This window comes from Arthrobacter sp. zg-Y769 (assembly GCF_020907405.1).
Taxonomy (GTDB): Bacteria; Actinomycetota; Actinomycetes; order Actinomycetales; family Micrococcaceae; genus Arthrobacter_B.
Map to the genome: position 1 here is coordinate 23,069 of NZ_JAJJOE010000008.1, position 26,695 is coordinate 49,763.

21 protein-coding genes and 1 tRNA gene are annotated in these 26,695 nt (G+C 66.8%); 11 read left to right on the forward strand and 11 right to left on the reverse strand.

Annotated features, from left to right (window positions below):
* Positions 1–7: 7 nt before the first annotated feature.
* Together LOC60_RS06755 and LOC60_RS06760 are read right to left on the reverse strand one after the other, a co-directional pair.
* Positions 8–832, reverse strand: a complete 825-nt coding sequence (locus LOC60_RS06755; RefSeq protein ID WP_230023855.1) for an undecaprenyl-diphosphate phosphatase — start codon at positions 830–832, stop codon at positions 8–10.
* Between the two features lie 54 nt (positions 833–886).
* A complete protein-coding gene (locus LOC60_RS06760) occupies positions 887–1,204 on the reverse strand; it encodes a hypothetical protein (protein WP_230023857.1) in 318 nt (105 codons plus the stop codon).
* A 41-nt stretch (positions 1,205–1,245) separates the two neighbouring features.
* Between LOC60_RS06760 and LOC60_RS06765 the strand changes: the two genes are divergently transcribed.
* Positions 1,246–1,479, forward strand: a complete 234-nt coding sequence (locus LOC60_RS06765) for a DUF5703 family protein (protein WP_230023859.1) — start codon at positions 1,246–1,248, stop codon at positions 1,477–1,479.
* A gap of 16 nt (positions 1,480–1,495) precedes the next feature.
* Here LOC60_RS06765 and LOC60_RS06770 read toward each other — a convergent pair whose 3' ends face one another.
* Complete coding sequence (locus LOC60_RS06770; RefSeq protein ID WP_230023861.1) at positions 1,496–2,644, reverse strand: acyl-CoA dehydrogenase family protein; 1,149 nt, start codon at positions 2,642–2,644, stop codon at positions 1,496–1,498.
* A gap of 3 nt (positions 2,645–2,647) precedes the next feature.
* Positions 2,648–3,970 (reverse strand): M20/M25/M40 family metallo-hydrolase, encoded by a 1,323-nt coding sequence (locus LOC60_RS06775; RefSeq protein WP_230023863.1) that lies wholly within the window; start codon positions 3,968–3,970, stop codon positions 2,648–2,650.
* 193 nt (positions 3,971–4,163) lie between these two features.
* Here LOC60_RS06775 and LOC60_RS06780 point away from each other — a divergent pair.
* The 4 genes from LOC60_RS06780 to LOC60_RS06795 all read left to right on the forward strand — a co-directional run bounded on the left by LOC60_RS06780 (position 4,164) and on the right by LOC60_RS06795 (position 7,578).
* A tRNA-Leu gene (locus LOC60_RS06780) sits at positions 4,164–4,246 on the forward strand.
* A 112-nt stretch (positions 4,247–4,358) separates the two neighbouring features.
* A complete protein-coding gene (locus tag LOC60_RS06785) occupies positions 4,359–5,657 on the forward strand; it encodes a hemolysin family protein (RefSeq protein WP_230023865.1) in 1,299 nt (432 codons plus the stop codon).
* 87 nt (positions 5,658–5,744) lie between these two features.
* Positions 5,745–7,148, forward strand: a complete 1,404-nt coding sequence (locus LOC60_RS06790; RefSeq protein WP_230023867.1) for an APC family permease — start codon at positions 5,745–5,747, stop codon at positions 7,146–7,148.
* A gap of 37 nt (positions 7,149–7,185) precedes the next feature.
* Complete coding sequence (locus tag LOC60_RS06795; protein ID WP_230023869.1) at positions 7,186–7,578, forward strand: universal stress protein; 393 nt, start codon at positions 7,186–7,188, stop codon at positions 7,576–7,578.
* A 7-nt stretch (positions 7,579–7,585) separates the two neighbouring features.
* Here LOC60_RS06795 and LOC60_RS06800 read toward each other — a convergent pair whose 3' ends face one another.
* From LOC60_RS06800 to LOC60_RS06815, 4 genes are all read right to left on the reverse strand, one after another.
* Positions 7,586–8,809 (reverse strand): kynureninase, encoded by a 1,224-nt coding sequence (locus tag LOC60_RS06800; protein WP_230023871.1) that lies wholly within the window; start codon positions 8,807–8,809, stop codon positions 7,586–7,588.
* A gap of 93 nt (positions 8,810–8,902) precedes the next feature.
* The gene (locus tag LOC60_RS06805) at positions 8,903–9,577 is read right to left on the reverse strand and encodes a MaoC/PaaZ C-terminal domain-containing protein (protein WP_442860392.1); all 675 of its coding nucleotides are present in this window, start codon (positions 9,575–9,577) and stop codon (positions 8,903–8,905) included.
* A 242-nt stretch (positions 9,578–9,819) separates the two neighbouring features.
* Positions 9,820–11,160: a 3-oxoacyl-ACP reductase gene (locus LOC60_RS06810; protein ID WP_230023875.1), complete on the reverse strand. Its 1,341-nt coding sequence runs from the start codon at positions 11,158–11,160 to the stop codon at positions 9,820–9,822.
* A 2-nt stretch (positions 11,161–11,162) separates the two neighbouring features.
* Positions 11,163–12,500 carry an acetyl-CoA C-acetyltransferase gene (locus LOC60_RS06815; RefSeq protein ID WP_230023878.1) on the reverse strand — a complete coding sequence of 446 codons (1,338 nt, stop codon included), beginning with the start codon at positions 12,498–12,500 and terminating at the stop codon, positions 11,163–11,165.
* A 94-nt stretch (positions 12,501–12,594) separates the two neighbouring features.
* Between LOC60_RS06815 and LOC60_RS06820 the strand changes: the two genes are divergently transcribed.
* Both LOC60_RS06820 and LOC60_RS06825 read left to right on the forward strand, forming a co-directional pair.
* Entirely contained in the window at positions 12,595–13,323 is a 729-nt protein-coding gene (locus tag LOC60_RS06820; protein ID WP_230023880.1) for a TetR/AcrR family transcriptional regulator, read from the forward strand.
* Positions 13,320–15,422, forward strand: a complete 2,103-nt coding sequence (locus LOC60_RS06825) for an acyl-CoA dehydrogenase family protein (protein ID WP_230023882.1) — start codon at positions 13,320–13,322, stop codon at positions 15,420–15,422. The genes LOC60_RS06820 and LOC60_RS06825 overlap by 4 nt, the downstream gene beginning before the upstream one ends.
* Before the next feature lie 93 nt (positions 15,423–15,515).
* Here the strand turns inward: LOC60_RS06825 and glgA are convergent, their stop codons facing one another.
* Positions 15,516–16,721 carry a glycogen synthase gene (gene glgA / locus LOC60_RS06830; RefSeq protein WP_230023884.1) on the reverse strand — a complete coding sequence of 402 codons (1,206 nt, stop codon included), beginning with the start codon at positions 16,719–16,721 and terminating at the stop codon, positions 15,516–15,518.
* 78 nt (positions 16,722–16,799) lie between these two features.
* Here glgA and glgC point away from each other — a divergent pair, with 78 nt between their 5' ends.
* Complete coding sequence (gene glgC / locus LOC60_RS06835) at positions 16,800–18,044, forward strand: glucose-1-phosphate adenylyltransferase (RefSeq protein WP_331460788.1); 1,245 nt, start codon at positions 16,800–16,802, stop codon at positions 18,042–18,044.
* A gap of 171 nt (positions 18,045–18,215) precedes the next feature.
* Positions 18,216–19,652, forward strand: coding sequence for an SDR family oxidoreductase (locus LOC60_RS06840; RefSeq protein ID WP_230023887.1), 1,437 nt, complete (start codon positions 18,216–18,218; stop codon positions 19,650–19,652).
* Here the strand turns inward: LOC60_RS06840 and LOC60_RS06845 are convergent.
* Positions 19,631–22,396, reverse strand: coding sequence for a cation-translocating P-type ATPase (locus tag LOC60_RS06845; protein WP_230023889.1), 2,766 nt, complete (start codon positions 22,394–22,396; stop codon positions 19,631–19,633). The genes LOC60_RS06840 and LOC60_RS06845 overlap by 22 nt on opposite strands.
* Before the next feature lie 185 nt (positions 22,397–22,581).
* On the opposite strand from LOC60_RS06845, the gene LOC60_RS06850 reads away from it, so the two are divergent.
* On the forward strand, positions 22,582–23,628 hold the full coding sequence (locus LOC60_RS06850) for a YeiH family protein (RefSeq protein WP_230023891.1): 1,047 nt from the start codon (positions 22,582–22,584) through the stop codon (positions 23,626–23,628).
* Between the two features lie 48 nt (positions 23,629–23,676).
* The gene (gene pepN, locus LOC60_RS06855; protein WP_230023892.1) at positions 23,677–26,286 is read left to right on the forward strand and encodes an aminopeptidase N; all 2,610 of its coding nucleotides are present in this window, start codon (positions 23,677–23,679) and stop codon (positions 26,284–26,286) included.
* Between the two features lie 34 nt (positions 26,287–26,320).
* On the opposite strand, the gene LOC60_RS06860 is transcribed toward pepN, so the two are convergent.
* A complete protein-coding gene (locus tag LOC60_RS06860) occupies positions 26,321–26,659 on the reverse strand; it encodes a cupin domain-containing protein (RefSeq protein WP_230023894.1) in 339 nt (112 codons plus the stop codon).
* Between the last annotated feature and the right edge of the window lie 36 nt (positions 26,660–26,695).

Sequence of the window (26,695 nt, forward strand, 5' to 3'; positions counted from 1 at the left end):
GGCACGGCTAGGCGGTAAGGACGCCGAAGCCCAGCAGGAGGTAGATGCAGACGCCGAGCAGGATGCGGTACCAGACGAAGAGGCGGTAGCTGCGGGTGGAAACGTACCGGAGGAACCAGCCGATGATGATGAAGCCCACTACGAAGGCGACAACGGTGGCGGCGGCGGTCTGCAGGCCGGTGTAGGGCATGGGCTCGTCGAGTGACTTGACCAGCTGGAACAGGCCGCTGCCGAAAACGGCGGGAATGGCGAGCAGGAAGGCGTACCGGGCGGCGGCTTCACGGGTGTAGCCCATGAACAGCCCGGCGGTGATGGTGCCGCCGGACCGGGAAACGCCGGGGATCAGGGCCAGTGCCTGGGCAAACCCGTACAGGATGCCGTGCCGGTAGGTGAGCTTATCCAGCGTGCGCTGTTGCCGGCCGACGGCGTCTGCCACCGCGAGGATGATGCCGAAGACAATCAGCATGGTTGCGACGATCCAGAGGCTGCGGAAGGTGCTTTCGATCTGGTCCTGGAAGAGCAGGCCCAGGACCACGATGGGGATGGTGCCGATGATGATCAGCCAGCCCATGCGTGCATCCGGGTCACTGCGCGGCACCCGGCCGAAGAGGGAGCCGAACCAGGACTTGATGATCCGGACAATGTCCTTCCAGAAATACACCGCGACGGCGGTTTCGGTGCCCAGCTGGGTGATGGCGGTAAACGCCGCCCCCGGATCCTGGGCTCCGGGCAGCAGCTCCCCCACGATGCGCAGGTGTGCGCTGGAGGAGATGGGGAGGAATTCTGTCAGGCCCTGGATCAGGCCAAGGAAGATCGCTTCAAACCAATTCACACCTAAGACTCTAATTGACTCCTGCGACGCAGCCGTTCACCCGGGCCGGCAGCGCTACCGGTTGGCGGAGCGGCCCAGCGGGTTGCCGTTGTCCTGGTCCCCGGCGGCACCGGGGTCTTCGAGGACTTCGTCGACCTCGTCCACGCCGTCGTAGTCGCCTTCGTCCTCATCGTCTTCGTAGATTTCCAGCGGCGTGACCTCGCCGTAGGCGTCGTAAAGGACTTCCTCATAGAGTTCGAAGGCATCGGCGATGGCCAGATACGCACTTTCGACCACCGGATCCTTATCACCGCGGCGGGCGGCCGCGGCCGCGAGATGCTCCTCGAACGCGGTGACAAGTGACTGGAGCGCGATGCGCGGATCTATGCTCATGCCCTAGACGTTATCGGTAAACTAGGGAAAATTGGAGGGAAATGCGCGAACAAATTCTTGCACCCGATGTCTCCCGCCGACGCGAAAATTCCCGGGACTATGAGTACCTGGTGGTGTCGGTGGATCCACACGAATCTTTGACCGATGCCAGGCGCCGCCTGGTGGAGCACGCCGAATACGGCAAATGGGAACTGCACCGCAGCCGGATCTACAGCGGCGGCGGACGGCGGTTCTGGCTGCGCCGAAGAATCCTGCGCGTCCAGCGGACCGCCTAGGCCCGGCCCGGGCGCCTTACTCCAGCGGCCCCAGAACCGCGTTGGCTACGCTCGCGTGCACCGAATCCTCGCTTGAGGGGTGGAACATCCCGGCGAGGACATCGCGGTAGAGCCGTTCCAGCTCGGAGCCCCGGAAATAGCTGCGGCCGCCCGCCACCCGGACGGCGGTTTCCACCACGCCGCGCGCGGTTTCGGTGCTGCGGTACTTCAGGCCCGAAAGCAGCGGGAACCAGTAGTTCCCGTGATCGGTGCCTTCCTCCAGATCCCGCGCCACTGCGCCGAGCTGCAGGTGCACGCCGTCCATCCGCAGCGCGGCGTCGGCAATCTTCCAGCGGGTAGCGGGGTCCGCCGACGCGGGAACGCCCTCACGCGAACTTCGTCCCTGCGCGGCATCGACCGCCAGTTCCACTGCGCGGTCCCCGATCCCCGTATAGACCGCGGACAGCAGGGTTTCGAACAAGGCGAAGATCCCGAAGACAAAGGCATCCCGGTGCGGCCCCACCGGCGTCGTACGGACCATCCGCGACGCAGGCACCACGGCACCGTCCAGGCGGGTCGTGCAGGACTGGCTTGCCCGCATGCCCATGGTGTTCCAGTCATCGGCAATGGTGATGCCTCCGGTCCCGCGGTCGGCGAACCCGAAGACCAGCCGTGGATCCTCCGGGTCCGAGGAGTCCTTACCGAAGATGCCCAGCCGGGTCCAGGCCGGGGACAGACTGGTGAAGATCTTGGTGCCGGTGAAGGCGTAGCCGCCGTCGCCGGCCGGACGGGCCTCGGTGTGCGAATCGAAGAGCACCGCCGGGTTCGAAGGCTCGGACACCCCGAAGGCAAACAGCTCCCCCGCGGCCGCCTCGCGGAGGACGAAGTCCAGCGAGTTGTCGCCCTTCAACGACAGCAGGTGGGCGACGCCGCACCAGACCAGGTGCATATTCACTGCCAGCGCCGTCGCGGGCGCGGCGGAAGCCAGGAGCCGCTGGGAGGAGACGACGTCGGGAATCCCCAGCCCGGACCCGCCCTCGCCCCGGGGGGTGAACAGGGCCAGGTAGCCCGCTGCGCGCAGGTCTTCCAGGTCCTGTGTGAAGAAGCTGTTGGACTCGTCATAGCCGGCTGCACGGGAACGCAGGCGCTCCAGCAGTTCGGGAGTGAGGATGTCGGTGGCCGGCACGGCTCAGTAATCCGTCAGCAGGCGGGACAGTACCCGGGTGCCGAACTTCAGCGAGTCCACCGGGACCCGCTCATCCACGCCGTGGAACATGCCGGTGAAGTCCAGGTCCGCCGGGAGGCGCAGCGGGGCGAAGCCGTAGCCGGTAATGCCCAGCCGGCTGAGGGACTTGTTGTCCGTGCCCCCGGAAAGCGTGTAGGGCAGCACCGGTGCGCCCGGATCCTCGGCCTGGAGGGCGGAGATCATCGAGTCGACCAGGTTGCCCTTGAACGGTACTTCGAGGGACACGTCCTGGTGTTCGTAGCTGATGTCGATGCCTTCGCCGGCAAGTTCGCGGATGGTGGCGAGCACCTGTTCCTCCTGTCCGGGCAGGGTCCGGGCGTCGATCAGGGCCTCGGCGGTGCCGGGGATGACATTGTGCTTGTACCCCGCCTTCAGCACGGTGGGGTTGGACGTGTTCTGCAGGGTGGCGCCGACAAACCGGGCCACGGTGCCCAGCTCGGCGAGAATCCGGTCCGGGTTGTCCGGATCGAACTCGACGCCGGTCAGTTCGGTGACGCCGTCCAGGAAGGCGCGGGTGGTGTCCGTCAGCTCAATGGGCCAGGGGTGGCTGCCGATATTGGCGACGGCGCGGGCCAGCCGGGTGACGGCGTTGTCGGTGTTGATCTGGGAGCCGTGCCCCGCCCGGCCGTGGGCCACCAGCCGCAGCCAGGAGATGCCCTTTTCGGCAGTCTGCAGCAGGTATGTCCGCTTCCCGCCGATGGTGGCCGAGAAACCGCCCACCTCGGAGATGGCCTCGGTGGCGCCGTCGAACAGTTCCGGGCGGTGTTCCACGGCCCAGCGGGCGCCGTAGTCGCCGCCTGCTTCCTCATCGGCGAAGAATGCGAAGACAATGTCCCGGCGCGGCCGGGTACCGGTGCGTGCCATGGAGCGCATCACGGACAGGATCATGGCGTCCATGTCCTTCATGTCCACGGCGCCGCGGCCCCAGATGAGTCCGTCCCGTTCCTCCCCGCTGAACGGGTCCACGGTCCAGTCCTCTTTCTGTGCGGGCACGACGTCGAGGTGGCCATGGACCACGAGGGCGGGCAGGGAGGAGTCGGTGCCCTCCATGCGGGTCACGACTGACGCACGTCCCGGGGCGGATTCGAAGAGGTCGGCCGACAATCCGGCTTCTTCGATCAACCCGGCGGTGTACTCGGCAGCCGCACGCTCCCCCGGGCCGGAGTTGTCACCGAAGTTGGAAGTGTCAAAGCGGATGAGCTCCTGGCAGATCCGGGTGACCTCGTCTTCGGCGCGCGGCTGCTCGGAACGGACATCTGTAGGCATGGGCTTCTCCTTCGGTGAACTGTGCAGCCAGCTTAGCCAGAGCAGCGGTGCAATGGGCCGTATTGCGCCCTCCCGGGACGCCGATCTGGCTGCGGCTTGGGCCGATTCGTGGTTCGCGCCTAAACCGTGTTAGAGTTTTTCCCGTTGCTTCCACAGCTTTTGAACAACTAAAGAGCTGGTGGAAACCACCTAAGCGCGGGTGGCGGAATGGCAGACGCGCTAGCTTGAGGTGCTAGTCCTCTAACGAGGGTGGGGGTTCAAGTCCCCCTCCGCGCACAGTGAAGTCCTCCCGGAATCCACGGATTCCGGGAGGACTTTTTTGTTTTCCCCAACTACCCCGGTGTGATCTTTCCCTCAATGCGCCGGCCTGCACCGGTACCCTCGGGTTATGGACGGCGGTGGAGTTTTTAATCTCCTGCTCGTGGTTTTCTTCATCCTGCTGGGCGGGATCTTCGCCGGCGCGGAAATGGCGCTGGTCTCCCTCCGCGAGAGCCAGATCAGCGGCATCGAGCGCAGCGGAAAGCAGGGCAGGCGTACCGCGCACCTGGCCCGCAACCCAAACCTGTTCCTGGCTGCGATCCAGATCGGCGTGACGCTCTCCGGTTTCTTTTCAGCGGCCTACGGTGCTTCAGCCCTGGCACCGGCGGTTGTTCCGCTGCTGCGGCGGTGGGGACTGTCCGAGTCCGCGGCTGAGGCAACCGCGTTCATCCTGCTGACCCTCGTTGTGGCCTACCTTTCCCTGGTGTTCTCGGAACTGGTGCCCAAGCGCCTGGCCATGCAGAACGCCGTCCTCTACGCCCGGATCCTCTCCCCCGCGCTGAACGTGTTTGCGGTGCTGATGCGCCCCGTCATCCGGCTCCTGTCCTTCTCGACCGACGCCGTGGTGCGTTTGCTGGGCGGAAATCCGCAGGTAAAGACCGTGCCGGTCAGCAGCCAGGAACTCCTGGACATGGTGGCGGCAAGTCCGATGCTGGCCGAGGACAGCCGCCGGATCCTTTCGGACGTTTTTGCTGCAGGCACAAGACTGGTACAGGAGGTGATGCGTCCCCGGACCGAAGTGGTGTTTGTCCGGGCGGACCTTCCATTGGAAGAGGCCCGGCGCCGGGTGCGGAACCAGCCCTATTCCCGCTATCCGGTAACCGGTGCATCGGTGGACGACATCCTGGGGTTCATCCACGTCCGGGACCTGATGCCGGACCCGGAGGTCCCCGAACCGGATCGACGCACCGTGGCCGATATCCTCCGCCCCATCCTGTTCCTGCCCGGCACCGCCGTCGTCCTGCCGTCACTGGGCAGGATGCGCCGCGGGAACAGCCACATAGCGGTTGTGGCGGACGAATACGGCGGGACGGACGGCATAGTGACGCTGGAGGACCTGGTCGAGGAACTTGTCGGGGAAATCTACGACGAATACGACACGGGGCGGGACCCTGAAGACCGCTACCGCAGGGAAAAGGGCCAGCTGGTGGTGGACGGTGCGCTGATCCTGCAGGAATTCGAGCGGCTGACCGGCGTCGGCCTCCCGGAGGGCCAGTACGAGACCGTCGCGGGGTACATCCTGGAGCAGCTCGGCAGGATGGCGCGCCCCGGCGACACTGTGCCGGCCCCGAACTGCAGGCTGGAGGTCCTGGGCGTGCGGCGGAGGCGGATCGGCGCCGTCCGGGTGATTCCACAGGCACCCGGGTAAACCGTCGCGGCAGCCCATTGCCAGACCAGACGTCCACCGCGCAGAATACCGTCCAACGCGGCATCCCAGGACAACGGGAGGACAGCCATGGCTGACATCAAAGCGGAAACCGTCCAGCCCGAACTCAAGCGGGTCATGGGCACCAAGCTGCTGCTGCTCTTTATTGTCGGCGACATCCTGGGCACCGGCGTTTATGCATTGACCGGGCAGGTGGCCGGAGAAATCGGCGGTGCTGCCTGGGCACCCATCCTGCTCGCATTCGCGGTGGCAGCCATTACCGCGTTGTCCTATCTGGAACTGGTCACGAAGTATCCGCAGGCAGCGGGCGCTGCCCTGTACACACACAAGGCTTTCGGCATACATTTCCTGACTTTCCTCGTGACATTCGCCGTGCTCTGCTCGGGAATCACTTCCGCCTCGACGGCGTCGAAGTTCCTTGCCGAGAACTTTATTGTCGGGTTCAAGCTCGAGTGGGGACAGACCGGAGTCACCTGGATCGCGGTCATCTTCATGCTGTTGCTGGCAGCCGTCAATCTAAGGGGTGCCGCGGAAAGCGTGAAGTTCAACATCGTGCTGACCGCAATCGAACTGACCGGGCTGCTGATCGTGATTACCATTGGTTTCTGGGCCATGAGCCAGGGCAACGCGGACTTCTCCCGGGTGGTTGTGTTTGAAACCGAAGCGGGTAAGAGCGTGTTCCTCGCCCTCACCGGTGCCACCGCCCTGGCGTTCTTCTCCATGGTCGGTTTCGAGGACTCGGTGAACATGGCGGAGGAAACCCGTGACCCGACGAGGATCTTCCCGAAGGTGATGCTTACCGGGCTGACCATTACCGTCTGCGTCTATCTGCTGGTGTCCATCGCCGCCGTCGCCGTGGTTCCGGTGGGCCAGCTGTCCGAGTCCAGCACCCCGCTGCTGGAAGTGGTGCGTGCAGGCGCGCCCAACCTGCCCGTGGACGTCATCTATCCGTTCCTGTCGATTTTCGCCGTCGCCAACACGGCCCTGATCAATATGCTGATGGCCAGCCGCCTGCTCTACGGCATGGCGAAGCAGGATGTCCTGCCCCGCGGACTGTCGGCGGTCCTGCCCGGACGCCGCACGCCGTGGGCATCCATTGCCTTTACGACGGCGATTGCGGTGGGCCTGATTATCGTGGTCACCAACTTCATGGGCCGGGGAACGGTGACGGCACTCGGCGGGACCACCGCCCTGCTGCTGCTCGCCGTCTTCACGGTGGTGAACATCGCGTGCATTGTCCTGCGCCGAACGCCGATTGACCGGCCGCACTTCCGCTCCCCCGGCATCATGCCCTTCATCGGTGCCGGAACCTGTGCCTTCCTGCTGGGCCCGTGGGCGCAGGACGCCATCGAGTACCGGATTGCCGGGCTGCTGCTGCTGCTCGGCCTGGCACTGTGGGTTCTCACCTGGATCTGGAACCGGGCGGTCAAGGCGCGTAAAACCCGTTTCAGCGATCCCTCCCAGCTGAGTTGAACGAGCCAGCGGTGAAGCAGGCGGAAAGAAGGAAGCCATGAGCGTCGTCGTCGGATACGTACCCACACCGGAGGGGGAAACAGCGCTGCGCGCCGCGCTCCGGGCAGCCCGGGACCTGGCCACCGGACTCGTGGTGGTCAATGTGCAGAGCACCCGCAAGCCCCGGCCGGAACACACCCCGGACTATCTCCAGACGCTGACGGGCGTCCTGGAGGGCAGCGGGGTTTCCCATGTCCTGCTTCACCCCATCGGGGACTTTGATGCCGCCGAGGAAATCCTGAAGGCGGCCCAGGACCACGGTGCCCGGCTGGTGGTGCTGGGGATCCGGCACCGGACACCGGTAGGGAAGCTTTTCCTCGGCAGCACTTCCCAGCGCGTGCTGCTGGAGGCTGCCTGCCCCGTGCTGGCGGTCAAAGCGGGACAGGCGTGAGTCCTGGCTAGCCCTGGAGCCCGGCCAGGATTGCTTCGATCCCGGTGAAGGTCTCCGCAAAGGACGTGGACAGGGGTGAAAGGCCCAACCGGATGCCGTCCGGATTCCGGTAGTCCGGGATGATGCCCTGCTCCCAGAGCGCGGCGTTGACCGCCTTGAACTTCGGATGGTCAATGGTGATGTGGCTGCCGCGGCGTTCCGGATCGCGCGGCGAGGCCAGCACGACGCCGTGCGGAGCCAGCAGCGCGTCGACGGCGGTGACGGCGTATTCGGTCAACGCCTGCGACTTGGCGCGGACGGCATCCATGCCGGCCTCGCGGATCAGGGCAATCATGTCCTGCATGGCGAGCATGCCGAGGATGGGAGGGGTGCCCGAGACCAGGCGGCGAATACCCTCGGCCGGAACATAGCCCTGGGCCATGCCGAACGGGTCGCCGGACCCCAGCCAGCCCTGGATCGGCTGGGAGAAGTCGGCCTGGTGGCGGGAGGCCACGTAGGCCCACGCCGGTGCGCCCGGTCCCCCGTTGAGGTATTTATAGCTGCAGCCGACGGCGTAGTCCGCTCCCTCGGCGTCCAGCTCCGCCGGTACGGCGCCCACCGAATGGCACAGGTCCCACAGGACCAGCCCGCCGGCGTCGTGCACGATTTCGTTGATGGCCGCGGAGTCGGCCAGGTACCCCGAGCGGTAGGCCACGTGGCTGAACACGGCCAGCGCGGTCTGCGGGCCGACGGCGGCGGCCACTGCTTCGGCCCTGACTCCGCCGGCGTAGTCCGCGGGCACCCAGCGCAGGGTCAGGCCGCATTCGCGGGCCACGCCCTCCAGGACGTACCGGTCCGTCGGGAAATTGTCGGCATCAAGCAGGATCTCGGTGCGGCCTGGGCGGGCGGCGACGGCGGCCCGCGCCAGTTTGTAGAGCAGCACGGTGGTGGAGTCCGCCACGATGCACTGCCCCGGGGCGGCTCCGAGCGCCACCTCACCGAGTTCGTCGCCGATCCGGCCGGGCAGCTCAAGCCACTGTTCATCCCAGCCGCGGATCAGCCGCTCGCCCCACTGGCGGGAGACGAAGTCCTGCAGGTTTTCGGCGGTGGCCCGGAGCGGACGGCCCAGCGAATTCCCGTCCAGATAAGCGTGGACTCCGTTTGCCGGCAGGAACCGGTCCCGGTAGCCGGCGAGGGGATCCGCTGCATCAAGTTCCTTGGCGGAAACCAGCAGACCGGCAGCATTAATCATGAGGGAACCTTAGCAGTTGGAGCGCAAAAGCCCGTCCGCTTCCGGGTGCTGCCGGAGGCGGACGGGCTTGGGCCGGGTGTGGCCTGCGGTGGATCAGGTCCGGGCTGCGGCCAGCGGAGTTACTGCACCGGTGAAGTGCCGGCGCTGCGAACGGGGGTTCCATCCGGTGAAGGTGGAGCCGCTCCATCCGCCGGATGCCTGGTCGTCCGAGATGGCCACGGCGACGGTGGCCGGCAGGAACACCGGGGCCTCGAAGTCAATGCTCCACTGGAACGGTCCCTCGTGGGTCTGCACGGTGTCCGCGACCACCCGCGAGGCCAGGTACATGCCGTGGGCCAGGGACTGCTTCATGCCCAGGGCCTTGGCCGACAGGCGGCTCAGGTGGATGGGGTTGAAGTCGCCGGAGACCCGGGCATAGTTACGTCCGGCGTCGGCACCCAGGCGCCACAGCGCCGTCGGGAGCGGGGGAACAAATTCCGCGCGCACCGCAGACTTGTCCGGGCGGTCGAACTTCGGCAGGAAAACGCCCTTGGCCAGATAAGTGGAACGGCCCCGCCAAACGGTTTCCGTGCCGCCGTCGGCTTCGACGGTGACCTCCGCGACGAGTTCCACCTGGGTGCCGGCCCGGTGCCCGGCGAGGTTCTCCGCCCACGCCGTAACAGTGAGGGCTTCGCCGTAGTGGATCGGCCTGAAGTGCTGCACCTCGTTGCGCAGGTGCACCATCCCCAGCAGGGGCAGCGGGAAGTCCTCGCGCGCCATCAGGCTCATGGCCACCGGGAACGCGAACGTGTGCACGTATCCGGTGGGCAGGTAGTCGCTGGCGCTGTGCAGGACCAGGCGTTGGAAATCGGTAAGCCGGGCCAGGTCCACGGACGCCCCGCGGACCACGTGCCGGTCAGCGGGCAGGGCGCCGGTTCCCTTGGAGGGTGACAGGCGCGACTTCGCCGCGCTGCCCACCGCACCGGCATAAAGCCGCCCGAGCGCGGGGATCTCGCTCAACTGGGTATCCGTCATGCGCCCACCATGTTCTGTCCGCAGACGCGCACTACCTGGCCGTTGACGCCGGCCGCGGAATCGGAGGCCAGGAAGGAAATGGTCTCCGCCACGTCCACCGGCAGGCCGCCCTGCTGCAGGCTGGACAGCCGGCGTGCCACCTGCCGGGTGAGTGCGGGAATCGCAGCGGTCATGTCGGTTTCGATGAAACCCGGCGCAACGGCGTTGATGGAGCCCCCGCGGGGTGCCAGCAGCGGTGCGGTGGCGCGGACCATGCCGATCACGCCGCCCTTGGACGCTGCGTAGTTGGTCTGGCCGCGGTTGCCGGCAATGCCGCTGGTGGACGCCAGCGAAACGATCCGGCCTTCGGGGCTGAAGCCGCCCGAGGCCAGGAAGGTTTCATTCATCCGCAGCTGCGAGGCGATGTTGACGGCGATGACCGAGCCCCAGCGGGCTTCGTCCATGTTGGCCAGCAGCTTGTCGCGGGTGATGCCGGCGTTGTGGATCACGATGTCCAGGTGCCCGTAGCGTTCGACGGCGTGGGTCAGGATGCGGTCTGCAGCGTCTTCGCGGGTGATGTCGACCTGCAGGGCGGTACCGGAGATTTCGTTGGCTACCTTCGCCAGCTGCTCCCCCGCGGCGGGCACGTCCACCACAATCACGGAGGCACCGTCGCGGTGCAGCACGCGGGCGATGGCGGCACCGATGCCCCGGGCGGCGCCGGTGACGACGGCGACCTTGCCGGCGAGAGGTGCGTTCCAGTCCTGGGGAAGCTCACCGGCGTCGGAACCGACGGTGATGAACTGACCGCTGACGTAGGCGCTCTTGCCCGAGAGCAGGAACCGCAGTGCAGCCGCCACCGAGGGGGCAGTGGCCTGCACTCCGTTGGCCAGCACGATGCCGTTGCCCGTCGCACCGCCGCGCAGTTCGTGTGCAATGGAACGCAGTGTTCCGTCGACACCCTGGCGGGCCGCGGCGGCTGCCGGGTCCTGTGCCTCCGCGGCGGGCCGGGAAACAGTGATGACGCGTCCGCCGGGAGCGAGGTCCCGCAGCGCTGCACCGGCGGCCAGGGTCGGTTCGCCCAGGTCCGTAGGTGCCGCGGCGTCGTCGAGCACAATCAGGATGGCGCCGAGCTTTTCCTTCGGCGTGGCGTGCCGGCGTACGTCCTGGTCCCAGCCCAGGAGCAGCCGGGAGAGCTCATCGGCGGCAGTGCTCCTGCCGAGCACAAGCACCGGGCCCGGCACCAGGGGCTTGGACGGGTCAAAGCGGCGCAGGATGGCCGGCCGGGGCAGGCCAAGCTTCTTGGACAGCTCCTTGGTGAAACCGCTGTTTACGAGGTTCAGGTAGGTATCGCTCATGATCAGCGCGCCTCGAGGATTGCGACGAGGCCCTGGCCGCCGGCAGCGCAGATGGAGATCAGGCCGCGGCCCGAACCCTTTTCATGCAGCATCTTGGCCAGCGAGGCGACAATTCGTCCACCGGTGGCGGCGAAGGGGTGCCCGGCGGCCAGCGAGGAGCCGTTGACGTTGAGCTTGCTGCGGTCAATGCTGCCCAGCGGCGCCTCAAGGCCCAGACGGGTGCGGCAGAATTCCTCATCCTCCCAGGCGGCCAGGGTGGAGAGGACGGTGCCGGCGAAGGCCTCGTGGATTTCGAAGAAGTCGAAATCGTCGAAGGTCAGGTTGTGGCGGGCCAGCAGGCGAGGTACGGCGAAAGCCGGAGCCATCAGCAGCCCGTCCTTGCCGTGCACGAAGTCGACGGCGCCGGCTTCTGCATCCACGATGTTCGCCAGCATCGGCAGGTCGTGCTCGCGGGCGTAGTCCTCGGAGCCCAGCAGCACCACGGAAGCGCCGTCGGTCAGCGGAGTGGAGTTGCCGGCGGTCATGGTGGCCTCATCGCCCAGGCTCTTGCCGAAGGCCGGCTTGAGCTTGGCCAGCTTTTCCATGGTGGTGTCGGGACGCAGGTTCGCGTCCTTGGCCAGGCCGCGGTACGGGGTCACCAGGTCATCGAAGAAACCGCGGTCATAGGCGGCGGCCATGTTGCGGTGGCTGTTGAAGGCCAGCTCGTCCTGGGCCTCGCGGGTGATCTTCCACTGAGCGGTGGTCAGGGCCTGGTGCTCACCCATGGACAGTCCGGTGCGCGGTTCGCCGGTGGACGGCGCGTTCGGGGAAAGGTCCTTGGGACGGATCTTCGCGACGGCCGCAAGCTTCTGCTTGGTGGTCCGGGCGCGGGACAGGTCCAGCAATGCCCGGCGGAGGCCTTCGCTCACGGCGATGGGTGCGTCGGAAGCGGAGTCGACGCCGCCGGCAATGGCGGATTCCAGCTGGCCCAGCTTGATCTTATTGGCCAGGCTGACCACCGTCTCGAGGCCCGTGGCGCAGGCCTGCTGTACGTCATAGGCGGGGGTTTCCGGCGACAGTGCCGAGCCCAGGACCGCTTCGCGGGTCAGGTTGAAATCACGGGAGTGCTTGAGGACGGCTCCGCCGGCTACTTCGCCGATCCGCTCGCCCTGCAGGCCGAAGCGGGCAATCAGCCCGTCGAGGGCCGCCGTAAGCATGTCCTGGTTGGAGCTGTAGGTGTACTTGCCGCCGGAGCGGGCGAAGGGAATGCGGTTTCCGCCGATCACCACCGCCTTGCGCACCGAAGACCCGGTGCCGGAGTTCGTGGGGGTTGCTCGTGCGGGTTCGGGCTGTGCAGCCATTCGTCGTTCTCCTTGGAGGGGCCGCCTGGGAGGCCATGGGGGTTTAGTGTGACGCTAGTTACTGTTACCCAGCGTACCTGATACGCTCAGTATCGTGAACACCGCACTTGATGATCCTTCCGCGTCCTCTCCCGCGGCGGACGGCCGGGCCCTCCGCTGGGAAGCGCACCGTGCCGAGCGCCGTCGTACCTTGATCAAGACCGCGCGGCGGGCAGTGCACACCCTCGGCTGCGCGGCATCGATGGAAGAGATCGCCGCAGCCTCCGGCACGTCCAAGTCCGTCTTCTACCGCTACTTCGGAGACAAGGCGGGGCTGCAGAAGGCGATGGGTGAAATGGCGGTGGCCCGGATGCAGGAAAAGATCCTGGCTGCCGGCCGCACGGCAGAGTCCCCCCGGTCCGGCCTGCGCGCCATGGTCTCCGCCTATCTGCAGATGGCCGAAACGTCCCCCAACGTCTACCTCTTCGTCACCGGCCAGCTCGCCGACGGCGGGCCGGCACAGATCGACAGCACCCTCTCCTCCTTCTTCGAAACCATCACCGCAATGATGGACTCGGCCATGCGCCACTACCTGGCCGGCCGGGAGGTTCCGCCCGAGGCCAGCGCTGCCACGCAGTACTGGCCCACGGCGGCCCTTGGCATGATCCGGGCTGCCGGTGAGCGCTGGATTGCCGCTCCCCCCGGTCCCGGGAAGCCGACCGAAGAACAAATGACCGACCAGCTGACCGCCTGGCTCTTTGACGGCATCGGCTACGACCGGGGGCATTCGCCCCTGGGCCCTTCATCTTCGTCCTCCACCCAACACGAGAAGGAAACGCAATGACGCAAACACTTTCCCCGACCGAACGCCAGCTCCCGGCCAGCGCCGCTATCAGCGACAACGACGCCGCTGTGGTGGATGTCGAATCGCTTGGCCGTGTCCTGCTCGGCAAGTGGGCCGACAAGCGGCTCGCGGCACGCAAGCTCGCCGGCATGGAAGCCATGCATACCCCCGCGGGCCTGACGCATACCGAGCACCGCGAACGGGTTATGGACCAGCTGAAGATCCTGGTGGACAGCAAGTCCGTCCACGGCGCCTTCCCCAGGTACGTGGGCGGCGAAGACAGCCACGGCGCGAACGTCGCCGGCTTTACGGAACTCGTGGTGGCCGATCCGTCCCTGCAGATCAAGGCAGGCGTGCAGTGGGGTCTCTTCGGCTCCGCCGTGATGCACCTGGGCAACCGGGAACACCACGAGAAGTGGCTGCCGGGCATCATGAGCCTGGAAATCCCGGGCTGCTTCGCGATGACCGAAACCGGCCACGGTTCCGATGTTGCCAGTATCGCCACCACTGCCGAGTATGACGCCGCGGCAGAGGAATTCATCATCAACACCCCCTTCCGTGCCGCCTGGAAGGACTACATCGGCAACGGCGCCGTCAACGGCAAGGCCGCCGTCGTTTTCGCCCACCTCATCACGCAGGGCGTGGACCACGGCGTGCACGCGTTCTATGTGGAGCTTCGCGACGACAACGGGTTCCTTCCGGGCATCGGCGGCGAGGATGACGGCATCAAGGGCGGGCTGAACGGCATCGACAACGGCCGGCTGCACTTCTCCAATGTGCGCATCCCCCGGACCAACCTGCTCAACAAGTACGGCGACGTTGCCGCCGACGGCACCTACACCTCGGACATCAGCAGCCCCGGACGCCGCTTCTTCACCATGATCGGCACCCTGGTGCAGGGCCGTGTTTCGCTCGACGGCGCAGCAGTCAACGCCAGCAAGCTGGCCCTGAAGACAGCCATCCAGTACGGCACCGAACGCCGCCAGTTCACCGGGGCCTCCGACATCAAGGAAGAGGTGCTGATGGACTACCAGCAGCACCAGCGCCGCCTGCTGCCCCTGCTGGCCACCACGTTCGCCGCAACCTTCGCGCACGAGGAACTGCTGCACAAGTTCGACGACGTCTTCTCGGGTGCGCATGACACCGACGAAGACCGCCAGGACCTGGAGACCCTTGCTGCAGCACTGAAGTCCCTTTCCACCTGGCATGCCCTGGACACGCTGCAGGAATGCCGCGAAGCCACCGGCGGCGCCGGGTTCCTGGCCGAGAACCGGTTCACCGCACTGCGTGCGGACCTGGACATCTACGCCACCTTCGAGGGCGACAACACGGTGCTGCTGCAGCTGGTTGCCAAGCGACTGCTGGCGGACTACGGCAAGGAGTTCGCCGGTGCGGACTTCGGCGTCCTGGCCCGCTACGTGGTGGGACAGGCCACTGATGTGACCCTTCACCGCACCGGCCTGCGCCGGATTGCGCAGTCCTTCCGCGACTCCGGCTCGGAGAAGAAATCCGCCATTGCCCTGCGCGATCCGCGGACCCAGCATGACCTGCTGGCAGACCGCGTCGGCACCATGGTGGCGGAGGTGGCCACGGCACTCAAGGAAGCCCGTGGACTGCCGAAGGACAAGGGGGCGGCGGTGTTCAACGAGAACCAGCACGCCCTGATCCAGGCCGCCCGCGCCCATGCCGAACTGCTCCAGTGGGAAGCCTTCACCCGGGGCCTTGACCGGATTCAGGACGCCGGCACCCGGCAGGTCATGACTTGGGTCCGCGACCTGTTCGGGCTGTGCCTGATCGAAAAGAACCTGGGCTGGTACCTCATGAACGGCCGCTTGTCCGCCCAGCGTGCCCGCACCCTGGGTCCGTACATCAACCGCCTGCTGGCCAAGATCCGACCGCATGCCCTGGACCTGGTGGACTCGTTCGGCTACGGCCAGGAGCACCTGCGGGCAAAGATTGCCTCGGGGGCAGAGAAGGCCCGCCAGGATGAGGCCATGGAGTACCAGCGCCTGCTGCGCGCCAGCGGTGCCGCTCCGGTGGACGAAAAGGTCCTGATCGCCCGCAAGAAGGCTGAGCAGAAGAAGTCCGGCCGGAAGTAGCTTTCCGCGGTCCGGGCAGCCGGTTAGCCAAGTAGCCGAGTAGCCGAAAGGGCGCCGTCGCACTGTGCGGCGGCGCCCTTTGGATTTCCGGCGTTAGTCTTTCGGGTCCAGAACGGACCGGTAGACAGCCAGGGTGGCCTCGGAAATGGACTCCCAGGAGAACTGCTCGGTGGCCCGCACGCGGCCCGCCTCGCCCATCTGCTGAGCCAGCGCCGGATCAGTAACCACCGAGATCAGCGCGTCGGCGAAGTCCCGCACGAACTTCTCCGGATCCAGCGGAGTACCGGTTCCGTCGGTGACCTGGTCAATGGGGACCAGCAGGCCGGTGACGCCGGAATCGACCACTTCCGGAATGCCTCCGGTGGCGCTGGCGACGACGGCGGTGCCGCACGCCATGGCCTCGAGGTTCACGATGCCCAGCGGCTCGTAGACCGACGGGCAGGCAAAGACGGTGGCGATGGAAAGGATCTTGATCAGCTCGGCACGCGGAAGCATGCGTTCAATGACGATGACTCCGGTGCGGGTGCGCCGCAGCTCCTCGATCAGCACCGCGGTTTCCGCCGCGAGTTCCGGGGTGTCCGCGGCACCCAGGCACAGCACCAGCTGCACCTCGGGCGGCAGCAGCGCAGCCGCGCGGAGCAGGTAGGGCACGCCCTTCTGCCGGGTGTTCCGGCCTACGAAGACCACGCTGGGCCGGTCCGGATCGATGTCGAAGGCGCGGACGCCGTCGGGGTCGATATCCGGCTGCCACTGCTGGACATCGACGCCGTTGTGGACTACCCGAACCCGGTCCGGATCCACGTCCGGATAGCTGCGCAGGATGTCCTGGCGCATGCCCTCGGAGACGGCAATGATGGCGGCGGCTGACTCATACGCGGTCTTCTCCACCCAGGAGGAAACGGCATATCCCCCGCCCAGCTGCTCGGCCTTCCACGGGCGCAGCGGCTCCAGGCTGTGGGCGCTGAGGACATGCGGAATGCCGTGCAGCAGCGACCCCAGATGACCGGCCATGTTCGCATACCAGGTATGCGAATGGACCAGGTCCGCCCCGGCCAGTCCGCCCAGGATCTCGAGGTCGGTTCCCAGCGTCTGCACCGCGGGATTCGCGGACTGAAGTTCCGCCGGCACCGCATAGCTCTTTACTTTGGCTCCGTGGAAATCTTCGGGGCGCGGGGCCCCGAAGGCATGCACATGGAGATCTACTTCTCCGGCCAGGACACGGCTGAGCTCGGCGACATGAACGCCTGCTCCCCCGTAGATTTCCGGCGGGAATTCCTTCGACACAATATCTACTCGCACTAAACCAACGTAGTGCACCGGGCAACGAGTGATCTAGTCTGAAGTCAGTAGACTTATTTTCGGAAGAGGTTCAACACAATGGCGCCAAAGAAGGTCCTGGCAGTAGTTCTTGCAGGCGGCGAAGGTAAACGGCTGATGCCGCTCACGGCAGACCGCGCGAAACCGGCGGTTCCCTTTGCCGGGCGCTACCGCCTCATTGATTTCGCTTTATCGAACCTGGTGAACTCCGGGTACCTGCAGATAGTGGTGCTGACCCAGTACAAATCCCACAGCCTGGATCGGCATATTTCCGAGACATGGCGGCTCTCCACCCAGCTGCAGAACTATGTTGCCTCGGTTCCCGCCCAGCAGCGCGTGGGCAAGAGCTGGTTCCTCGGCAGTGCGAACGCCATCTACCAGTCCATGAACCTGATCGAGGACGCCCAGCCGGACATCGTCGTCGTCATCGGCGCCGACCACGTGTACAGGATGGACTTCTCCCAGATGGTGGAGGCGCACATTGCCTCCGGCGCGTCGGTGAGCGTTGCCGCGGTGCGGCAGCCGCTGCACCTGGCGGACCAGTTCGGCGTGATCGAAACGGATGCGGAGAACCCCGAGCGCATCGCGGCGTTCGTGGAAAAGCCGGAGACCACCCCCGGCCTGCCCGATGATCCGGGCAGCTTCCTGGCCTCCATGGGCAACTACGTCTTCAACACCGACGCCCTGGTTAAGGCCCTGCAGTGGGACGAGGAACGCCTGGTCACCAAGCACGACATGGGCGGGGACATCATTCCCTACTTCGTGGAACGCGGCGATGCTGCCGTTTACGACTTCACCCGCAACATCATCCCCGGCGCCACCGGCAGCGACCACCAGTACTGGCGCGACGTCGGCACCCTGGATTCCTACTACGACGCCAACATGGACCTGATCTCGCCCCTGCCGGCGTTCAACCTGTACAACCTGAAGTGGCCCATCTACACGCGGCAGAGCATCTCCCCGCCCGCCAAGTTCGTCCGCAGCGCCTCCGACCAGGCCGGAACCGCCTTCGACTCGATCGTTTCCGACGGCACGGTAATCTCCGGCGGCAAGGTGACGGGGTCCGTGCTGGCGCAGGACGTCTACGTTGCCTCCAACGCAGAGGTCACCGACTCGGTGCTGATGGACAAGGTGCACGTGGGTGAGGGTGCGGTGGTCCGCCGGGCCATCATCGATAAGAACGTGCATATCCCTGCCGGTGCCACCGTGGGCGTGGACCGGGAGCTGGACCTCAGCCGCGGCTTCACCGTGACCGAGTCCGGCCTCACTGTGCTCAGCAAGGGACAGCGCGTCCCGGAGGCCTGAAGCTCTCGCGAGGCCTGAAGAAACAGCTAGGAACAGGGGCGCCGGGTGTGAGATATCCCGGCGCCCCTGCTGCCGATACGGGTGCCTGCGGCCTTCTCCGGTATCCTCGGAAGGCGCACCCGGTGCGCCTGCACCGTGGATCCTCCGGTGTCGATGAGCGTAAAGGCCCCCATGAGCACCCCTGAACTAAGCCCGGAAGAAATCCAGACCGCCCTGCGGGTCCTGGCTTCCATCCACGTCCTGGACGAAGAAGACCCCGACTACGTGGCCGTCCGGCGGGCCACCGCCAAGATGTTCAAGTCCGTGAAGAAGCACCGGAAGAACGAAAAGCGCACGGCCGTGGCCGAGGCGGACCGCGCCGTCGTCGCCCTCACGGCCACCGGTGCCGCAGACCGGATCGACGACGAGACCCGCGGTGCGCAGCTCACCACGGCAGCCCACGGACCGTCCGCCGGAACGCTGCTCAAGCCGCGCAACTGCTACATCTGCAAGCAGCCCTACACCGTGGTGGACGCCTTCTACCACCAGCTCTGCCCCGACTGCGCGGGCTTCAGCCACACCAAGCGCGACGCCCGGACAGACCTGACCGGCAAACGCGCGCTGCTGACCGGCGGCCGGGCGAAAATCGGGATGTACATTGCCCTGCGGCTGCTGCGCGACGGCGCGCACACCACCATCACCACCCGCTTCCCCAAGGACGCCGCACGCCGCTTCGCCGCAATGGAAGATTCCGCGGACTGGCTGCACCGGCTGCGCATTGTCGGCATTGACCTGCGCGACCCCGCCCAGGTCATTTCCCTGGCCGAGTCCGTCGCGGAGGCCGGTCCCCTGGACATCCTGATCAACAACGCCGCCCAGACGGTCCGGCGCTCCTCCAACGCGTACCGCCCGCTGACCGACGCCGAACTGGCCCCGCTGCCGGACGGTCCCATGCCCGAGCTGGTCACCTTCGGGCACACCTATGACGCGCACCCCACGGCACTGGCCGGATCCGTTGCTGCGCACCCGGTGCTGGCTGCCGACGCCGTCACCGCGCTGGCGCTGACTGCCGGGTCCTCCTCGCTGGCACGCATGGAGGCCGGAACCGCCATCGACGCCGGCGGGCTGGTGCCGGACACGGCACCGATCAACAGCTGGACGCAGGTGGTGGACCAGGTGGACCCGCTGGAGATGCTTGAAGTGCAGCTGTGCAACGTCACGGCGCCGTTCCTGCTGGTCAACCGGCTGCGCCCCGCAATGGCCGCTTCCTCCGCGCGGCGGAAATACATTGTCAACGTCTCCGCGATGGAGGGCCAGTTCTCCCGCCGCTACAAGGGTCCGGGCCACCCGCACACCAACATGGCCAAGGCATCGCTGAATATGCTTACCCGCACCAGCGCCGAGGAAATGCTCGAAACCGACGGGATCCTGATGACCGCCGTGGACACAGGCTGGATCACTGACGAGCGGCCCCACCCCACCAAGGTCCGCCTGGCCGAGGAAGGCTTCCACGCACCGCTGGACCTGGTGGACGGCGCGGCCCGGGTCTATGACCCGATCGTCATGGGCGAAAACGGCGAAGACCAGTACGGGGTCTTCCTCAAGGACTACAAGCCCTCGCCCTGGTAGGACGCTGACGGCCGTGTACCGGGCGCCTTCCCGGTTCCGGACCGGCGCCGGGCAGCCAGGCGCTGCCCCGCCTTGCCGATCTCGGAAACCACCAGCACGGTGGCACCGACGGCGAAGCACAGCAGCCACTGCGCCGAGGTGAGCGGCACGGTGTCGAAGAGTCCGCCGAAGACACTCAGCTGCACCACCAGGACCTGCAGCACCACCACGGCCGCGAGCGACACCCAGATGGCACGGTTGGTGAAGGTCCGGAGCGTAAAGACGGTGCCGGTTTCCGAGCGGACGTTCAGCAGGTTGAACACCTGGTAGAACACGAAAGTCGTAAAAGCCATGGTGGTGGCGAAGTTCGCGCTGCCGGCGCTCTCCGGGAACCACCGCGGGGCGTTCACCAGCACCGTGCAGGTGCCTGCAGCCATCACGATCCCCAGCAGCGTCAGCACCGCGATCCGCCGCCCCGTCAGCAGGGGTTCGGCGGCCGGGCGGGGCGGCCGTTTCATCACGTCGGGATCCGTCCGGTCCACGCCGAGTGCCAGGGCGGGCGGGCCGTCCATGATGATGTTCACCCACAGGATCTGCAGAGCCGTGAACGGTGCCCCGCCGGCAAAGCCGAAGGCCGCCGCCGCAAGGAAGATCAGCACAAACCCCCAGGCAGTGGTCAGCTGGAACCGGACGAACTTCAGGATGTTGTCATAGATGCCGCGGCCCTCTTCGACGGCGGCCACGATGGTGGCGAAGTTGTCGTCGGTGAGGATCATCTTCGCGGCACCCTTGGACACATCGGTGCCGGTGATGCCCATGGCGATGCCGATGTCCGCGCGTTTCAGCGCCGGGGCGTCATTCACGCCGTCGCCGGTCATCGCCACTATGTAGCCGTCAGCCTGGAGCGCCTTCACAATCCGGATCTTGTGCTCGGGCGAAACCCGGGCCAGGACACCCAGATGCGGAGCCTCTTCCCGCAGCTGTTCATCGTCCATGGCGTCCAGTGCGGTGCCCGCGGCTGCCCGGCCTTCGATTCCGAGGTCCCGGGCAATTGCCGATGCCGTGACCAGGTGGTCTCCGGTGATCATGTGCACGTCGATTCCGGCGGAGCGAGCCCGGGCGATGGCCTCGGCGGCCTCCTGCCGGGGCGGGTCCAGGATTCCGACGACGGCGTACAGCACCAGGTTCGCGGCCTCGGCGAAGAGCCCGTCGGGGCTGGACGGCAGCGGTGCGTCCAGGACCCGGCCCGCCACTGCCATGGTCCGCAGGCCGGCGTGGGCCAGGGACTCCACATCCCGGGAGATCCGGGCACGTTCCTCCGGGTCCAGGGGCACCAGCCCGTCGCGGGTCTGCAGGAAGGTTGCCCGGTCCAGGACCACGCCGGGGGCGCCCTTGACGTTGCAGGAGACGGCGGCGCCGTCGTCCGCACGGTTGAACGTGGCCATGAACTTGTAGTCGGAGTCGAACGGCACTTCGGCCAGGCGCCGGTGCGTGGCGCGGGCACCTGCCACATCTATGCCGCCCTTCTCCGCCAGCACCACCAGCGCTCCCTCGGTCGGATCGCCGGTCAGCCTGCCGTCCTCCACGGACGCGTCATTGCACAGCGCCATGGCCAGGTACGCGTCGGCGGGCAAGGGAGCGGCCCGGCCGTCGGGGCTGAGGATCTTGCCGTCGGTGGAATAGCCGTTCCCGGTCACCCGGAACCGGTGCCCCGCGGGCGAGTACAGCCTCCGCACCGTCATCTCGTTGAGTGTGAGGGTGCCGGTTTTGTCGGTGCAGATCTGCGAGGTGCTGCCCAGGGTCTCCACAGCTGCCAGCTGCTTGATGATCGCACCGCGGGCTGCGAGCCGGGAGGCGCCCATGGCGAGCGTGAAGGCGACTACCGCCGTCAGGCCTTCGGGGATGGTGGCCACGGCCAGTGACACGGCGGTGAGGAACAGGTCCTCCCAGCTGTCCCCGCGCAGCAGTCCCAGCACGAAGACGAGGGCGACGACGGCGAAGGCAATGTAGGTCAGGACCCGGGCAAGCTGGTCGATGCTGCGCTGCAGGGTGGTTTTTTCCTCCGTGGTACTGCCCAGGAGGTGTGCGATGGTGCCGATCTGCGTGTCCATGCCGGTCGCGGTGACCAGCAGGACGGCGCGCCCGCGCGTGACATCGGTGTCCATGAAAAGCAGATTGGTGCGGTCCGCGACCGGCAGCTGCGCATCCGGCAGCGGAGCGGTGATCTTGTTGGTGGGCTTGGACTCGCCGGTAAGCGCCGCCTCGGCCACCTGCAGGCGTACGGCTTCCAGTAGCCGGCCGTCCGCCGGCACGCTGTCCCCTGCCTCCAGCAGTACGACGTCGCCGGGCACCAGTTCCGACCGCTCCACAGTCGTCGTGTATCCCGAGCGCAGCACCCGGCAGCTGTCGACCGACGCGTTGCGCAGTGCTTCGAGGCTGTTCTCGGCCCGCTGCTCCTGCACGTAGTTCAAGGCGGTGTTGAGGATGATCACGAGCAGGATCACCACCGGGGTTTCCCATTCCCGCGACACCACGGCACTGATGACTGCGGCGATAATCAGGATGATGGTCAGCCGGTCCGAGAGCAGCCGCAGGACCTTCCGCCAGGCCGGTATCCGCTTGCCCTCGGCAAGTGAGTTGGGTCCGTAACGCTCTTCCCGGTCCCGCACCTCGCCGGCGTCCAGCCCGGTCTCCGGGGCGGTTCCCAGCGCCGCAGCGACTTCGGCGGCGGGAAACAACCACGGGGACTTGATCTGCTGCTGCATGGAAACGCCTGGGACGCTTCCACTGTTGCTGTGCAGGCTCATGGGGTGCTTCCCGGTTGAGGATGGTGCCCCCATGGTAACAACGGGCGGGTGGCCAGCAGTACGGCAACCGGACCTGCACCGTCCGGCGGCAGCGAAAGACGGCCCGCTTTGGATTACCGCCCCTGCTGGGGCAGGGTGTAGACGTGCCAGATTCCCCCGCTGCTTCCTCCCCCGCGCCCTCATCCGGGTCCGCCCGCCTCCGCGGCACTGCTGCCGGACTGCTCGTCTCGGCGGCCGCCGTCGCCGCGGCCTACCTGCTGCACCAGCTCCTGCCGGCAGTGCCCGTCCTGACGGCTGCGGTACTCCTGGGGCTGCTGGCTGCGAATGTGCCCGGTGTGGCGGTGCGGGCCGCCGGAACCTGGAAGCCCGGCCTCGCCGTGGCGGCGCGGAAATTCCTGCGGCTGGGAATAGTGCTGCTGGGGCTGAAGGTCTCGCTGGCCGCCATTGCCGGACTGGGCTGGACAGCACTGGTGCTGATTGTGGTCCTGGTGCTGGCCGCCTTCGCGGGGACGTACGGCATCTGCCGGCTGTTCCGCCTGCCGGGCGACGAACCGGTGCTGATCGCCGCCGGGTTTTCCATCTGCGGCGTATCCGCCATCGGCGCCGTGGCTGCCGTCCGCAGGACGCGCACCGAAGAGACGGTCGTGCCGATTGCCCTGGTGACGCTCTGCGGGACACTGGCCATCGCGGCCCTGCCGCTGGCCGGCAGCCTCCTGAAGCTGTCGCCTGAGGTTTTCGGCTCCTGGGCCGGGGCCTCGGTGCATGACGTAGGACAGGTGGTGGCCACGGCGCAGACCGCAGGAACCGCGGCACTGGCTGCCGCCGTCGTCGTGAAGCTGGCCCGTGTAATCCTGCTGGCACCGATGACCGCCGCTGCCGGGCTGGCCGCACGCCGGGCCGAGGCGAGGGGCACGGCGGCAGGTAAGCGGCCGCCGCTGGTCCCCCTGTTTGTCCTGGGCTTCCTCGCCATGATCCTGGTCCGTACCTCGGGTGTGCTGCCCGAAGCGGCACTGGACACCGCCGGCCTGGTGCAGGAACTGCTTTTTACCGCCGCGCTGTTCGCGCTGGGTGCCGGCGTCCGGGTCCGGACGCTCTTCGCCTCCGGTGTCCGTGCCGCGGCGGCCGCGTTGGCCTCCTGGGTGCTTATCTCCGGACTGGGTCTAGCCGCCGCGGTGCTGCTGGCCGGATAAGCCGTCACAGGGCAACGCCGCAGGCGGCAGAAGTGATTGAATGAACAGGTGCCTAACCAGAACCTGAGCCGTGACGAAGCCGCTCTGCGGTCCCACCTGCTGTCCGTAACCTCCTACGACGTCGAGCTGGACCTGGGCAATGCCCAGGATCCGGATGCCGCAGGCTTCCGGTCCCGCAGCACCATTGCCTTCAGCTGTTCCGAGCCGGGCGCCGCGACGTTCCTGGACTTCATCCACGGCGGGGTGTCCTCAGTGGTACTGAACGGTACCGAGCTGGACCTGACGGCGGCCGTGGACGAATCGCGGATCCACCTTCCCGGCCTTCAGGCGGAGAACACGGTCACCGTGGAGGGCACGGCCCTCTACAGCCGCAGCGGCGAAGGCCTCCACCGTTTCCTGGACCCGGCGGACGGGCAGACCTACCTCTACACGCAGTATGAGCCCGCCGACGCGCGGCGCGTCTTTGCGGACTTTGAGCAGCCGGACCTGAAGGCGTCCTTTAGCTTCACCGTGACGGCGCCAAGCGGATGGCAGGTAGCCTCCAACGGCGTCGAAACGCGGCGCACGGCACTGGGTGACGGTACCCTCAGCCGCTGGGAATTCGCCCCCACCCAGCGCATCTCCACCTACATCACCACCGTTCTGGCCGGCCCCTACCACCGCGCCGACGACGAGTGGTCCATCCGGCTAAAGGACGGCTCGGACCTGCGGGTCCCCCTGGCTGCGTACTGCCGTTCCTCCCTGGCCGGGTTCTTTGACGCGGAGAACATCTTTGCGGTCACCAAGGCCGGCCTGGACTACTTCCATGAGCTCTTTGACTTCCCGTACCCCTTCGGGAAGTACGACTCCGCCTTTGTCCCGGAGTACAACCTGGGCGCCATGGAGAACCCCGGCCTGGTGACGTTCACGGAAGCGTATGTCTTCCGGTCCCGGGCCACCGAGGCGCAGTACGAGGCGCGGGCGAACACCATCCTGCACGAGATGGCGCACATGTGGTTCGGTGACCTTGTCACGATGCAGTGGTGGGATGACCTGTGGCTCAAGGAATCCTTCGCCGACTACATGGGTGCCCTGGCGGTGGACCGCGCCACGGACTTCACCAACTCGTGGGTCAGCTTTGCGAACCGGCGCAAGGCCTGGGCCTACGTCCAGGACCAGCTGCCCACCACGCATCCCATCGTTGCCGACATTCCGGACCTGGAGGCAGCCAAGCAGAACTTCGACGGCATCACGTACGCCAAGGGCGCCTCGGTGCTCAAGCAACTGGTGGCCTACGTGGGGTTCGATACCTTCATTGAAGCGGCCCGCGGCTACTTCCGGACCCATGCCTACGGCAACACCACCCTCGCGGACCTCCTGACTGCGCTTGAGACGGCGTCCGGCCGGGACATGGCCCTGTGGTCCAGCCGGTGGCTGCAGACCGCCGGCGTTCCGGTCCTGGTTCCGGCAACGGAAACCGACGACGCCGGAGCGTACACATCGGTGGTCATCTCCCAGAATGCCCCGGATCCGGTCAGCGGCGAGCAGGTCCCCCGGCCGCACAGGCTCCGCATAGGGCTCTACGACTTCGACGCCGCCGGTGCACTGGTCCGCATTGACAGCGTGGAACTGGACGTCGCCGGTCCCAGGACCGAGGTGCCCGAACTGGTCGGCAGGCAGCGTCCGGCCCTGCTGCTGCTCAATGACGAGGACCTGACCTACGCCAAGATCCGCTTCGACGATGCGTCGCTGGCCACACTGCTCGAGTCCCTGCATCAGCTCAGCGACCCCCTGGCCCGGGCGATTTCCCTGTCAGCGTTGTGGAACAGCGTCCGCGACGGCGTCCTGAGCGCAAAGGACTATGTCCGGCTGGTCCAGCGGGTCACGCCTCAGGAAAGCGGGGCCGGTGTACTGCAGGTACTGCTGGACAACGCCCTCAGCGCCATTGAGTACTACGCTCCGGCACCGCGCCGGAGCGCGTTGCGTGAGGAGTTCTACGGGCACATTGCCGGGCAGCTGAAGGCGGCAGCACCGGGAAGCGACCGGCAGATCATCTGGGCCCGGGCAGCTGCCGGCGCCGGGCGGCGCAGCAGCAGCTACACCCCGCTCCTGCGCGGACTGCTGGACGGCACTGCCGGCATCAACGGCCTGGCGGTGGATTCCGATCTGCGCTGGCGCCTCTGGGTCGCCCTGGCGGCAACAAACTCCGCCACCCGTGCTGAACTGGATGCGGAACTGGAACGGGACACCACCGCATCGGGGCGCGTGGGCCACACGACTGCCGCGGCGGCGTTCCCAAATCCGGAGGTCAAGGCCGCCGCGTGGCAGGCAGCGGTCCACTCAAATGTTCTCTCCAATGAGCTGCTCTCAGCGACCATAACCGGGTTCAACCTCGGCAGCCACGAGCTTCTGGATGCTTACCTGCCGGAATATTTCGCTTCCCTCACCGAGGTCTGGTCCGGACGCAGCATCGAGCTGGCCTCCCGTGTGGTCGGCGGGCTCTACCCCGGACACCAGGACGCGGCGGCAGGCACGGCGCCGGCCGATCATCCGGTGGTGCAGGAATCGGTGGAATGGCTGGAGCTGCACCCCCACGCGCCGGCCGCGCTGCGGCGGATCATCATCGAGCAGCAGGACCAGCTGCTCCGGTCGCTCCGGGTCCAGGCGGCCGCACTGTAATTGCGCTGTGCGGGTGCCCGGCGCCTTACCGTGGTCAGGCCAGCTGCGGCTTGGCCACGGTGAGGAGGATCGCGGAGTCTTCCAGTGCTTTCACGGAATGCCGGGCCTGCGGAACAATCAGCAGGTCTCCGGCGGACCCGTCCCAGGTGTTGCCCTCCGCCGATAAAGCGACCCGCCCCTTGAGTACATAGACGGTTGCCTCGCCGGGGTTCTCATGCTCGTCCATAACAAAGCCGGCCCGAAGGGCGATCACTGTCTGCCGCAGCACGTGCTCGTGGCCGCCGTAGACGGTGGAGGCGCTGCGTCCGCTGGCCGCCTGCCGTGAGGATTCCAGATGTCTGCGGGCAAGGGCGGTCAGCGACTTTTTCTCCATCTTCGCAGTCTAGGCCTACGGACCGCCGCCCGGGTA